Source organism: uncultured Nitrospira sp. (genome assembly GCA_902500695.1).
In the GTDB taxonomy this organism is placed as follows: Bacteria; Nitrospirota; Nitrospiria; order Nitrospirales; family UBA8639; genus Nitrospira_E.
In genome coordinates this window covers 23,942-37,992 of the sequence record CABVRQ010000038.1, presented here as the reverse complement: position 1 = coordinate 37,992, position 14,051 = coordinate 23,942, and the positions used below count along the sequence as shown (strand labels likewise).

General features: G+C 52.2%; 7 protein-coding genes. All 7 read right to left on the bottom strand.

What is annotated here, in order from left to right; all coding sequences use genetic code 11:
* Positions 1-510 precede the first annotated feature (510 nt).
* A complete protein-coding gene (locus AAH187_RS11055) occupies positions 511-1,590 on the bottom strand; it encodes a hypothetical protein (RefSeq protein ID WP_342348515.1) in 1,080 nt (359 codons plus the stop codon).
* Between the two features lie 754 nt (positions 1,591-2,344).
* On the bottom strand, positions 2,345-4,057 hold the full coding sequence (locus tag AAH187_RS11050; protein ID WP_342348514.1) for a hypothetical protein: 1,713 nt from the start codon (positions 4,055-4,057) through the stop codon (positions 2,345-2,347).
* Between the two features lie 732 nt (positions 4,058-4,789).
* Positions 4,790-6,598: a hypothetical protein gene (locus AAH187_RS11045; RefSeq protein WP_342348513.1), complete on the bottom strand. Its 1,809-nt coding sequence runs from the start codon at positions 6,596-6,598 to the stop codon at positions 4,790-4,792.
* A gap of 218 nt (positions 6,599-6,816) precedes the next feature.
* The gene (locus AAH187_RS11040; protein ID WP_342348512.1) at positions 6,817-8,568 is read right to left on the bottom strand and encodes a hypothetical protein; all 1,752 of its coding nucleotides are present in this window, start codon (positions 8,566-8,568) and stop codon (positions 6,817-6,819) included.
* A gap of 899 nt (positions 8,569-9,467) precedes the next feature.
* The gene (gene mdoH / locus AAH187_RS11035) at positions 9,468-11,591 is read right to left on the bottom strand and encodes a glucans biosynthesis glucosyltransferase MdoH (RefSeq protein WP_342348511.1); all 2,124 of its coding nucleotides are present in this window, start codon (positions 11,589-11,591) and stop codon (positions 9,468-9,470) included.
* Positions 11,588-11,836 carry a hypothetical protein gene (locus AAH187_RS11030; RefSeq protein WP_342348510.1) on the bottom strand — a complete coding sequence of 83 codons (249 nt, stop codon included), beginning with the start codon at positions 11,834-11,836 and terminating at the stop codon, positions 11,588-11,590. Before AAH187_RS11030 ends, mdoH begins: the two co-directional genes overlap by 4 nt.
* Positions 11,836-13,377 (bottom strand): glucan biosynthesis protein G, encoded by a 1,542-nt coding sequence (locus tag AAH187_RS11025; protein ID WP_342348509.1) that lies wholly within the window; start codon positions 13,375-13,377, stop codon positions 11,836-11,838. The genes AAH187_RS11030 and AAH187_RS11025 overlap by 1 nt, the downstream gene beginning before the upstream one ends.
* Positions 13,378-14,051 lie beyond the last annotated feature (674 nt).

Genomic DNA, 14,051 nt, shown 5'->3' with positions numbered 1-14,051 from the left:
CGTTCCAAGAATTTTCAATGTGCAGGCTCCTGACCGCTTTCGAGATGCCTTCTCAGAAAGAGGGAGTGTTGAAAAAGGCCGCCAGCGGCGTTCTCGCCCCTTGGCCCTGCTCACGTACTCCCCGTACGCTCCGCTCGTCCAAGCGGCTGCGGCCTTGCTGGACGGGAATTTTTGAACATCCCACTATTTTTCTCTTGTAAATCTTGGTGACTCCGAAGCGGATAAACCGGCAAAATTTTTACAATATTCAACAGTCCCTGAAGTGGATTGCCCCATCGCCACGAGCATGTCCAGAGGTCGATGGATGCGTCCAGTCGTCATGGTCTGTCTCTTTCCCGCCTCTGTTACTTTCGCTATTCTTCGGGTACCGGCGGCGAGAGAGTGGATGACTGGCTCTCGATGCCACACTCTCGGAGCCGAAGTGAATTCAGAATGTCCCTGTTTCTTATCCTTGGGCGCCTCACTTCGCTTGAAGCTCTTGCACCTGATCTGCCAACCCTCACCCTCCACTCAGAATTTATCAAACGTCATCAGCTTGCGGGTGATGAGGTATTTAATCTGTGTTTGGCAATTGGCAGAAAAAAAGGCCTGTCCAGGTGGCCCTGTTGCCTTCTCGTTCAAAACAAAGTCGAAAATTTGTCTTGCCAGTCCTGGCACCAAAGGTGCGCCTACACGCATAGGGTTGAAGCTAGCATCCGGGATAAGATCACGCTCAAAAAACTGAATTGACGGCTCCTTGAGGTTTGCCTCCGTGCTGATTCCCCTGCGGCCCCACGAGAACTGGGAGATCACCTTCTCCTCGTGAGTACCGGCGTCGAACTTGAGCTCATTTTGCCGACCATCAGGTGACAGCCAGATGAGTGTGATGTCATTTTTTCCAAGGCGATCGCAAAAGGAAGACATGGTGAATCTCATATTAGTGATGGAGACGTCGTAGAGCGGGGTGATCGCGAGCTGCTTGCTGATCGAAAACGATTTCCCATTGGGAACCAGCTCGCGCACGGTGATATCGAGGGTGATGGCGCGAGGTTTGCCGTCCCCCTCTGCCTCGCGATACAGAAGGGTCAGGCCAGTGGTGGGACTATAGGTTCTTGTCAGGCGCTGAGTTTGGGCGGGCGAGAGGTAGGCGACGCTGACCTCAACGGGCACCGTCACCGGCAGGTTCTCAGGGATGCGGAGGTTCACGGAGACGCTTTTCGACGTCACCCGGATCGCATTTCGTATGGCGGTTAAGCTTGGAGTCGGCGCGGTAATTTGAAGGGTGGCACCGGGCGCCACAAGCCCTGGCAGAACCCCCCGTTCCTGAATGTCGGTACCCTCCGCCAGCGGAACTGCCTCTTCGTCTATCGTGGGCGCCGTGGCCGGCGATGCCGGTTCTTGCTCGCCGGTCGCTGTCCCAGTCTCGCCCCCGGTGCCCGTGGATGGGGTACTCTGGGCCGGCGGCTCGTCTTCCAGCGCTAGAGGCCCCTGTGCCGCACCCAAAAGACCGCCGGTCAGCAGAACCGTTGCTGATGGTGCTCCACAGAGTAAGGCACCCATCAGTAAAATCCCTCCCAAGCTGGCGATCTTATGACGGCTAGGGGTTTTCATTGTCACCCTCTTGTTTTAGAGATCAGTTAGTCTCACCTGACGCAGTGCCGATGGCTCGGGGAAGAACGCTCACAGTCTGCCAACCGCCTCCCGCCCGTGTTGTTGTGGGCGGCCGAGATGAAAAACAAGATTGAGACTTCATCGTTTCCCCTCTTTCCTGAAACCGGGATCCGGAGGCTCAAGAAATCTTTGATGAATGCTGGTGTGTCGGAAGGGCTGTACAAATGGTTCAAAGCCGCTAAGCTGTTGTGAAGTCAAGGAGAAAGTCAAAAAATCTGAAGGGCGAGCAAAAGAAGACTGATCGCAGTTGAATGCCGAGGGATGGGAAGACATGAGAGGGAGTGAGGCAGGAGGATCACACCCGTGTCGGTAGCGTCCGAAGGGACAGAAGAGGAGCGTAGAGAACACTGCCGGCATTTGGAATATCCTCTTTGAACGGTACTCCCTCCATGGATGGTAGCTGGAAAACGGTACTCCGAATACTTAATAACCGCAATATTCTTTTTAGCTTATTAAAAGGATAGAATGCCTTTCGTTGAGCCCGGTGGGTTGGTTAGGATTCTGGCTAAAAAAATGAGGTAATAGGCCTTTCGTTGCGGCACCCCCATGCTTTAACCGGCTTCCCGTTTGCCTTCATGTATCCACAAAAGTTTCAGAAGACGGCCCCCCGTCTACCGCTTCTTATCACCACCTGTTGCTTGGAGCATTGGTGGTGGGGCTTTCAAGCCACCTGGGAGAACCACTCCCAATTCCGTTATCTGCGGACTGCCGCCTCGGCCAGAATCAGCACTTGCTGGTGATAGGCGAAGAGCGGTCCGTACATGTTCTGGAGTAAGCTGTCAGCAAAGGCAATGACTTCTTCTTTGTTCGGGAGCTCTCTCACCATGTATATCATCGGGCCCGGGTCGATCTGAAGATCCCCTGGCTTTCTGCCTGATCGGATTGGACCTTTTGCCTCGGTCATGACCCGGTCGAGGTCTTTATGCTCATCCGCCGCCCAGGAAGTTCCTAAGTCCAGCATAATAGCGGTCGCGAACAAATCAGCAAATATCACGGTCGGTGCGCAGGTCATTCCTCCCACAAAAGGAAACAATCCGCATTGTGCCATCACTCCGACTCCGAAGAGGTCTTTCAGCAGGATGCCATCCAGGAGGCCGGAGTCACCTTTTTGATCCAGACTTTGGTGCCCGGCGTATCGAAGGACTTCCCACCCGAAATCGAATCGCATATCGGGTGGAAGGACCTGGGCTTGGGCAATAAATTGACGCAAATCCTCGATGGCATGTTGAGACGCCTGCACATCGGTCTTGACTTGCACGACTTGATTCACTTTGGTCGAAAGAGTTTGAAGGAAGCTGGCATCGAGCAGTCGTTCCGCCGCCATTCCCTTCACCATTTTAGCCAGCGCTCCCTTGTCAGGGACAACGTCTGCTAGCGGCGGGGGAGGGGGCGGTTTAGGTGTGATCACTTTGTATCCTCCACCCAATTGGATCGTTCCGCGAGAGGTGACTTCGTCTTCCGCTACCGGGATACCTGCCGCCGTGTTTTCCGTGATTCCCCGTGGTTTGATCAAGCCCTGCTGTACCTGTGCGGGAGGAGCAATGGGGCGGAAGGAGGGACCTGGCGTGCCGGTAGATCCTGCTGGCGCCTGTGGTCGCGGTTGGCCTCCGGCGACGGTGAGAAGCACTCGTCCGACTGATTGGGCCTGCATCTGGTGAGCGACATTCACCGTTGAGGGATCGAATATCTGACGAAGTTGTGAGGTCAATGCAGCCTGATTTTGCACCATGACCTGTTTCATTTGAGAGAGATGAGGCAACAGGGGCTGCATCAGACACCGAAAGGCAGGATTGCGTTGGCTCAAGCGGTCGAGCATCTCCACCGACCGATCCCAGGACTGTGCAGGAGAGAGCGAGGCGCGTGACATGTGGCGAGCCTGGACCTCCTCGCGAAAAATAGCCGACAAGTCACTTCGGGTCTGTGCAAGAACCTGTTCAACGACGTCTTTGGAATAGACTCCGGGATTTGCCAGCCATCGCTGCACCTGTGCCCCAAGATCAGTCTGCGCCTGGTTGGGAGCATTTTTTAGACAGTTCATGAGCGGCTGGAGCGGAAGCTGAGTAGCTGCCTGAAGAATTTTGCGTTCGTATTCTAATTTCGCGAGAAAGGGGTTGCGGTCAAACTCCCGCTGCATTTGGTCGCGTATCCTGTCGCCTTCCCGGTCCAGGACACGACGAAAACAGCTTGTCATCGCTCCGGCGTCCAGCGTCAGCGGGCAGCCGAAGACTTCTAGCCCTCTGGAGTGGATTTGATCTTCTCCCGAAGGTCCCTCTTGAGGTTTTGTGGCCTCGGTTTCAGGCGGAGCTGTTTCAGTTTGGGCAGTGGTGGAAGGCGGGTTTTCCTGTGCCCACCCGGGGACACATAACATCATGAGCAGGCTGATGACCAGGGCTGGATGGAATCGCACGATGATACCTCCTCAGAGAGATGATTATTGGCAATGGTGCGGGTCTAACAAATTTTCAGATGCAGGCACCCGCAATACATGTCGATAAAAACCTACCCCGTTCGTTTTCAACAGAAATGCACAAAGACGGGACCTCATTCTGTTCCTCTTTTCCTGAATTTCCTGCTCCCAGACTCAGGCGCTATGAGATGTCCGATGATTTGTCGAAACCTATTAAAAAACGCTTCAAGGTCGCCCAGGTGTGCTGGAAGAGAAGAAAAGATTGAAAAGTCTGAAGGCCGGATATAAGAAGAAGGACCGGCATTGAGTGCCAAATGGAAGGAAGAAAATAAAAGAAGAGGGCCAGGAGGATCGCATCCGTGGCGGTAGCGTCCAAAGGGACAGGCAGGAAGGTTGAAGATCCATGTTCGAAAACGGTCTTGGCCCATGGGGCGTGAACCCTTTCATGTTTCATCACGGGAGAACGGTACTCCGAATCAACAATAACCGCAATATCCAACCCTCTTAACGAGTCAACGAGGAAAATTCTGGTCAGACGCTCATTCAGATGTGAATTGACATGAGAGAAATTTTACAAATCCTGGTTGGAAAAACCGTGGCACGTGTAGAGGGGAAGGTAGGTGATTTGTTAGGTAAGATAGGCTCACCGTGAGGTGGGGCGGAAGGAGGGGATCCTCCTTCCGTTGATTGTTGACCTAATAACGGGGGGAATGACTCGGAGTTGTTTCCCTACTACTGTTTGGATAGGCGGATGCCTACGCCTGCTTTCAAGGCAATGTCCACGGGTGAAATGCTCTTGCCCGCCCCCACACTGACGGCAAACCCTTGAAAGTGGTCTAAAAAGAATTTGGGAGAGGTCATATCCCACTTGGGTTTAAACGGTGGTTCAATTCGAAGAGGAAAGTCGAAGAAGACGTCCAGGCCGGCGTCCATGACTTTGGCTAGCTTGGGGTGAGGGAAGGGAAAGCCTACGCCCGCTCCAAGAAACCACCCTCCGACCGTATCCGGGTTCACTTTTGGAAAGATGCCAATCGAGACGCCTCCCCCGCCACCCACATTCGTTTTCACCATTGCGGCCAAGTCCAAATACCAATGGGATTTGTTCACAAAATCGAACGCATGGCTAACGCCCAGTTCCCCTCCGCCAATTTTCGCTAAATTTCCTCCGATGCCAATGTTGGCGGAGGCGACTGAGCCGCGTGAACGGACCTTGGAGGGATTGGCGTTTTGCGATTCAGTCAGTGCGGCCCGTAGGGGAGCGCCGACCATTTTTTGAAAAGTGTGTTGCACGGTGGCAGCCGGTTGTTCGCACATGCGGTTCGGGTCCATCATTTGCTTGACCGCGTTGGCATTTTTAGGGTCCGCCAAGGTTAAGCCCGCGTTGATGGCTTGTTGAATGGCCGGTCCCTGTTGTTGTTTGATGGTGTTAATGGCTTGGCGTAGGGCCGCTTGGGCTTTATCCATCTGCAGGGCCTTGGCCAATTCTCCCATTATTGGCCCTAAAATTTTGGCTTGAACTTCTGCCGCAATGCGTGTAGCGGTGAGGCCGGCCTTGCAGACGGCTTTGGCTGCGATCAGGGCACCTTGCGCGGCTTGTCTGGCTATCCATTCGGCCTTTTTCTTGGCCTCCAATGCCGTTTTTTGAGCGAACTGTCCTGCGTTCTGTCCGGTTTGTTGGATTCCCTTTCCGATTTGCTGGGTTGTGCGCTTCGCTCCCTGTCCAACCCGATTCACGGTGCTTTTGGCGCGGTTCACGGTTCCCTTCGCCCCCTTGGCAATATTTTGAAGGAGTCCCCGTTGGTGAATTCCGCTATAGGTTCCTAAAGCCTGCAAGCTTTCTCCGGTAGGCGTCATCAGGACGATATAATGCAGATCGGCTTCTTCTTCGGCATCCCCTGGCAAAGACAGAGCTACTGAAGCGTCCAGAGCCCCTTCATTTTTGTCTTGTTGGGCTTCCAAAAGGAGACCCTCCTCTTTTTCAGGAGTCATTAACCGAATCCCCTCTCCCGCATTCTCCACGGTGTAGGTCCCCGGCTGCACCTCAAGACCATTCCCATCAGGGCTAAAAAAATGCACCGGCTTCTCCAGATAGATTTTCATCGGATCCGTGATCAGGGATTGCGGATCAACTGCGCGGGAGCGGATGCCGCTATAGGTGCCTTCAGCTTCATAGGCTAGCCCGCCTGGTAGGAGCAGCGCCAGCACATGGCGGTCAGAGGAATCTCCCCCCGGTATGCCGGGAACTGAGACTGACATGGGTTCAAGTAAGTCCTGATCATGCGTGTCCAGGGTGATGGCCAATTGGATGGGTGATGTTCCATCTTGGGGACTGACTTTCAAACTATCAGACATGGGCTCGAACAGATATGCACCGGGTTGGAGCTGGATGTTTTTACCTTCCAGTGTGGAGAAGTAGGCCGGTTTCTCCAATGTGACGGTTTGGTTGTCGATGGTTGCAGGGGCGAGTGCAGGAAAAAGAGAATTCAATACGGCACTGAATAACAATCCGCTGAGCACTCTGTTTGAAACAGGATATTTCATGGTGTGTGTCCCCTTTAGTCTTAAGGTAAAAAATATTCCTTTTCTGATGAGTCGAAGCTTAAAGAGATTCGGTTCACCAGATTTGGGGATTTCTGAGGTCTGATATGTATAGGGATGCCCTAATAGAAGTTATTCTCCAGAAAATGTCAAGGAAAATGGGGAATCTGAGGGGAAAAAAGGCCTGGCTCTTTTTTAAGAGCCAGACCGGTTGTAGATGTCTACCGACTATTCACGGCAATGGCTAACTGCGTCACGCTACCATTAAAAATATCCAAGGCATCCCTTGTTTCTTTTAAATTTGTGTCAGCTACATGGAGTAGGAGGTCCTTGGACAGGACATTTAATATTCCTTGAAGATGAGGAGTTTGGCCTCGAATATCCCTGGGAAGTTTTCCCTGCTGAATCGCTATTTTCCCCTGATCCATGGTTTGATTGTACCCCGTATGCAGTCCGGTCGTGGCGCCCCACCGGATAAGTGGTACCAGACCCTGATTCCAGACCGCATCCAGTGCTTCTTCGACAACGGCACACACAGCGGCCCCCACTTCAGGTACCAGCCCGCAGAGGGCTGATGAGACTTTTTCCACCGTACCCTCGGACAACTGAATCAGGCCGACGGCTTCATTCACCAGAAATCCTCCATGTCCTGGCCGATCGCTGTCGATGTATTTGTGCCCCATGGCGCGGATGATTTCGGCGCCCAATTCCAAACGGAAGAGTTCCGGCCATTGAGCTTGAGGGTGAAGGGCCTGCTGAACTTGTGTCACTGCTGCGGTTCGGGCTCCGGGATTCCCCAAGGCTTTGGTGAACGCTTGAATGGCGTTGGAGCCATTCTGCAATTGTCGAATCAAATATTTAGCGAAGACGCCATTCGCAACCGCTTTCAGTTCTTCTTCTGATAGCAATACGCCCCTGTCCTGGCTGGTTAGTATCCTCGTCAGGCCCTTGCCTATGGCTTCATGCAAGGCTGGGGCAATATGCGTGTCGAAGAGAGATTGCATTTGAGTGTGAAGATTATTTTGCAGTTGGTAAGCCGCATTTTTTAGCGCCGGACGAGGTTTATTGAGGAGAGGGGACAAACATCGGGCGCCTGGATGAGTGGACGCCAATCGTTCCCAACTATCAAAGGCCATATCTATGATCAGCCCTGCTTGCGGGGGTTGATTCATTCCGTTTCGAAGCATTTGAAGAGCAGGGCCCATGGTGTGGGAAAAATTGGCTTGCATCTGATCCATCTGGTCTTTGAGCAGCCATTGGCTGAAGCCTCCTGGGTCTCTTTGAAATAGATCGACATAACCCAACAGGTTGGCTCTGGCATGGCCTCTGGCAGCATCCAAACACTGAATCAAGGGAATGAGGTCGGAGCGGAGCTTATTGGTAGCCGTGAGAAGAGTGGTTGAGAGATCCTGAGTCACTTGTTCCGCAGCCTTTTTGGCATTCAAGGCCGCGATGCGGGCGGCGTCCGCCGTCTGTTTGGCTTTATCCGCTGCTGCGCGTCTGGCCGCTTCCGCAGCAGCTCTGGCTCTGTCTGCAGCCTGTTTCGCGGCGTCCATGACCCCTCGTGATCGGATGCCGCTATAGGTGCCAGTCGCCATCAGACTCGTGCCGTCAGGATTGAGGAGTTGCACCACGTGGACATCTAATTCGTCCGGTCCACTTCCGGGAGTGGACAGTACAATGGGAATCTCCACTTTGACGTCATGGGTTCCTGGTTGCGCTTCAATCAATAACGCATCCCGGCGCTCGGTTCCCGGAATGAGCCGGAGCCATTCCTGTGCGGCCTCGACGGAATAGTTTCCGGGAGTGGCTACGACATCACTGCCATCCGTCCCGATAAAATGCACGGCCTGGTCCAGAGTGATGGTGGTGGTTTCATCAGGCACCGAGGCCTGAGCGGGGAGAGCGGAGGGAACAAGAAAAATCACGAGCACAGCACGGAGAACTGGATTGGCCAAGAGGATGTGCATCATGTTTCTCCTTTCGAAATGAAGGATAAATACAAATAGGAGTGGAATATCCTTATCTGCTTGAGTCGAAGCCCTGGGCGATTCGATTCAGCAGATTTGGGCTGTGGTGAAATGCCAAAATTGTGTGGGAAGGCAATATATCAGAAAGATATTGCCCAATAATGTCAAGGAAAAAGTTTAGCCTGAATAAGGGTAATAATACATAAAGGCTGGCCTGGCTCTTCTGGAGAGCCGAAATCGTTGGAAAAATTAACGACAATTCACGCCTGCTCATAGTCAGAATCCTTTCGGTTGCTATAGGAGATGTCCTGCGTAGACAAGTTATTTATGTTCTATGTCGTTAACATGGGTCGAAACGTTTATGGTATTTAAAAATCCCCGGACGTTCACTCTGCGGGACATCCACCAGATTGAACGGTGATAGGATTCTAGAAACTAAAAATGGAAAGCGGAACGAATCCCTGGACCACACTTTTTTTGAGAATTTCAGTTGAGCCATTTTACCTGTCGGTCAGCGCCGTGAGGCCTATCATTAGGACTGTAGATCGTAGCATTCGAGGAAATGGCATGATGGTTCCTTCCGTGACATGAAGGTGAAACATCGGTTTGCTTTTCTTCGTTTGTCGAAAGAAGCAAGAGCATGGTTCATCTCTGATGAAAGCTCATCACAGTGACCATTCCTTGCGCCGGGTTGTAAGGGATTGGGGGATCTTATCGGATAGGGATAGGGTAATTCAGTCTGGGGCGGAGGTGGAGAGACTTGGCGATGAAATGTGGAGATGAAACAGAAAAGCGGTTGAGAATAACCGAAAATGGTGAGTGGCGAAAAAGCGCAGTGCTGAGGTCAGCAGATGCCATGGTGGTGGATAATCGACGGATGGTTACGTATTGATCAAATTCGTTTAGTGTTGAAAATGATGCTGAAGGGCTTTGCCCCAGTAGGAATCAGGTTGAGCCTGCCAGGCTTGCTCGTGTAGCCATTGCAAGCTGGCGCGGTCGCGTACCAGGTGACAGAGTTCTTTTTGCGTGAGGGTGTGCGGGCCATGTTGAAAGCATCGTTTGCGGAGCGCGAGGATCATTTCCTGTTTTTTGCCACCTCGATGCGCATGAGCCATGGCTTGATGTACCTGGTTTAGCACCGGATCCAGGATCGCCTGTATGGCGGGAGAAGATCGTTCAGTGTACGTCTCCAATTGAGGATAGGTCCTGGCATAGACATCATCCAGCAAGGGTGAGCCATGACGTTCCTCAGGAACTTGCAAGAATCCCCAGCGCTTCAGTCGTTCACCTGGTCCCACCCGACTGAGAAAGACGGAAGTGGGTGCGGCAAACACGAGTGGTGCCGCGACCGGGAGAGACCAGAAAAAAAACATCTGATCAAGCCAGAAAGCGAAGGCGGCCCAGGATCCGGCAATCAGCGTTCCCGGTGCCTGATTTAAAATGGCAGCTGACCAGCCGGTTTCATCTGTCCGATTCTGGCCTGCCCAACGTAATGTTGTATTAAGCAGGGCTTCCACGACAAAACGGCTATGGGCTAGCATGCGAATGGGGGCAAGGAGCGTGGACACCACTATTTCCAGTAAGACACTCATCAGCAGGCGGATGATGCCACCGTGTTGTTTGCCCCGCCGACATCGGATGACATCGAGCACCGCCAGAAATTTTGGCAGAAAGAGCAGGAACAAGGTGCTGCTGGCCAGAATGATGGCCCATTCCGGATTCCATTCAGGCCAATGGGGAAAGAGGCTATGAGGTTCCGGAAAGTAATTAATGGGATATAGCACCAGCCGTGCGGCCTCGATCGTTGTTAATACCAAAAAAATTAACCACAACGGGGAGGCCAGGTAGGACATAATCCCGTTCAAAAAGGCCATTCGATGAGCAGGCCGCAAGCCGGGTTCAAACAGCATGAGCCAGATGTGCTGTAAATTGCCCTTGGCCCAGCGTTTATCCCGTTGCAAGTCATCCACAAGGGTGGGAGGGGATTCTTCATAGCTGTGAGAGAGTTCCGGTTCCAGCCAGACCTCATACCCGCCCCGTCCCATAAATGACGCTTCCACAAAATCATGACTGAGAATAGGGCCATGAAAAAGTCCCGGTCCGGGAAGTCGCCTTAGGCCGGCATGTTCCATAAACGCCTGTGTGCGAAGAATGGCGTTATGGCCCCAGTAGACCGCTTCGCCAAGTTGCAGAGAGGCCAGGCCTGTCGTAAACAATGGGCCGTATACATGATTGGCGAATTGCTGGACCCGTGCAAACATTGAACGGGCATTGATCAAGGTGGGGCTGGTTTGCAGGATACCTGTTTGAGGTTCAGCCTGCATGAGTTGCACCATGGTGACCAGGGTGGACCCACCCATGAGACTATCCGCATCAAGGACGATCATATACTCATAGCCGGAACCCCAGCGGCGAAGAAAGTCGGCAATATTGCCACTTTTATAATGTTGATTCAGAGACCGGCGCCGATAAAACAGATGTTCGCCCGCTCCCAATTCGGTACATAGTCGATGCCAAGCGGCTTGTTCAGCCAACCACACATCCGGATTGCGGCTGTCGGAAAGAATGAAAAAATCAAAATGGTCAATCTGTCCGGTCTGTTCCAATGAGCGATACATCGCGCGAAGCCCCCCGAATGTCCGTTGAATGGGCTCGTGGTAGATCGGCATGACCACCGCTGTCCGTGAGAGGGGTTGAGTACTTAACTCTGCAGCGGTATGGCGTCCCAGTGGGGAAAATCGATCACCGCCGAAACACCGGAGGACAAACCCGAACATGCCAATCCAAAATCCAACGGAAATCCAGACGAATAGCACAAAAAACAGGGCGATAATCGACATTTCCAGCAAATTTCCCCCGTGATAGGGAAGGATGGCCATCATATAAGAAGAGGCCACAAAAGCTTGGATGAGGACTAAGACGGTTAACAGGGCACGCCGGAGCCCTGCCGCAATTCTCCAGCCTACTCGTTTGGGGGTGGCGAGCGAATGCTGGGTCTCGGCGATTGTGGCTTCACGAGTTTTCATGGTTTAAAACTCATGCTGCCGCGTGTGATCGGTGGAGCGGTGGTTGGAAGATGAGGATTCTGAATGGCAAAGTGGTCGTGAATTCTTGTCATCACAAATTGCAGTGGATCTTCCTGTTCTGAAGCCAGTCCGGCTTCAACCAATGTGAGAGCCCGCAGGGTGACTTCCCGGGTTAATTCTACTCCCATAGCCGAAAGGTAATCGCAGGCTCGTGAGAGAGTATGTTCGGCAACTGATCGGGCCATTACTGCTTCTCTTGTCCCAGAATCTGGTTATTCATGGGCAGTCGGTAGGTCCAGGTTTCGGTTAAGGCTGTCGTATCTGTTTTGAGAAATGCCCGCAAATGAAGGGGCTTTTTGTCTTGAGGTTTGGCAAGGATAGACAATCGCCAGCCTTTTATCTGTTCATGATATTCCACAAAATGCTCAAGGATGTCGCTATTGTCCAACACTGTGACCTGGCCGCTGATTGGAGCATCGGCAGGCATTTTGCTCAGGGGGCCCCCGGCAAAGTCGATGATGATACGATAGGCCTGCGGAACACTTCCCCCACCGATACGATTCCCATCTCCGATAAAAGTATTGACCACGGTTCCCAACGAATTTTGTGGGAGATTGGCCTTCCCAAAACTCACATCATAGGCCATCTCTAAAGGGGTTTCGCGCGTCACGGGCGCTACGGGGGTCCAAAACGCCACAATGTTGTCATGCGTTTCATTGGGAGTGGGCAGTTGGACGAGCACCACCTTTCCCTGCCCCCAGTCACCCTGTGGTTCAATCCACGCGCTTGGTCGTTGTTCATAATGGGCGCCGAGATCTTCGTAGCCGGAAAATTTTTCCCCACGTTGCATTAAACCGAATCCTTGCACATTGTCCGTGCTAAAAAAATCCATTTCCAGGTTGGCAGGATTCATCAAGGGTCGCCACAACCATTCACGGGTGAAGCCATCATGAATCTGCAATCCGTCCGAATCATGGACTTCCCGCCGCCATTCTCCAATTGGTCGAGGTGTATTTTCTCCATAAAAGAACATGCTGGTCAGTGGGGCAATACCCAATAACTGAATAGGCTTTCTGGGGAAGAGTTTGGTGCGCACCTTGATCTTGGTCTGGCTGCCGGGCGCAATGGTAAACTCATAGGCCCCAGTGAGGCTGATGCTGTCCAACAATCCATAGATCACCATCTCCTTTGCATCCGGAGAGGGGCGTACCAGCCAGAATTCCGTGAATGAAGGGAATACCTCCCCGCTGGGGAGTCCGGTATCAATGGCCAGGCCTCGTCCTGACAACCCAAACACGTTTTCCTTCCCGACGCCACGAAAATAACTCGCTCCCGCGAAGACCATAAACTGATTTTGCTCATTTTTGCTTTTTAAGGGGAAGGTCACCTTAAACCCGGCAAACCCGACATCGGCCGGCACCCGTTTTTCTATTTCGGGGTCGGCAAAGACAAATTCGGTTTTCTTGAAAACCAGCGGGCGCGGACCTTCGGCTTCGATGACGTTGAGTGTCACCGGGTGGGTGTAATGCAACCCCGGAGTAAGAAACATGACTTGAAAATTCGATTGACTCTCTTTCCATAGACTGTGGTCAGGATTAAACCGGATCCCTTGATAGGCCTCATAGGAAATTTCCCGCATAATTTTTGGGACAAGTTGAGGGGCTTCATATGGTTTATCCGCTAAGGTTTTCGCTTTCTGCACCACCTGCTCGAATGTGAAACCCGCTGCGACATGCAGGGGGAACATCAAGAACATTGCGACCATACCAGCTAACAAGATTCTCATCACTGACGCCCCCGTTAATAAAGATTATGAAACTGCAATAGCCCATATAAAATATCCCATCAAGTACAGACCTGACGAAGGTTTGCTCGATGGAGAAGGTTATTCTGAGTTGGCTAAGAGGGGGATGGTCCACCTGCATGATTTGTGACCGGTCGCCTATTGTACTACATGGGGGTATGAAAAAATGAGGGGATGAGGGGAATTTATCGTAAGAAAATTCAGGGGTGAGAGAGCTTGATCTCTTTCTTCCATTGGATTTGGTAGATAGGGGAGCCATTTGAGACGGTAGCACGCAAAAAGATGGTCCTGGACAGTATGAACAATTCCTTGAGTCAATTCCCGTCTTAGGTGACTGAGTGAGTATATATTCTTACTCAAGGACATTTTGGGCCGGATTATAGCATATTCTGATCTGGTATCTATCCTGATCTGCGTTGTTTTTAAAGGTTTTTTGCCCATTGTTCCACAAAATTCCGGAAAGTTATCGATTGACTTCTGTGATTGAACGAGAAACCGGGGCACCATCTCAGAGTGCCTTCCACCTTTTTGGGAAAAAGGGCTAGGTGCAGTGATCGTCCCAGGGGCTCCCTTCCTTTTATTGTCAGCCGGCTGACTCAGGATCATAAATTGGTGCATGTCGAGGGAGGGTTATGGCGCGTTATTAAATGTCCAAT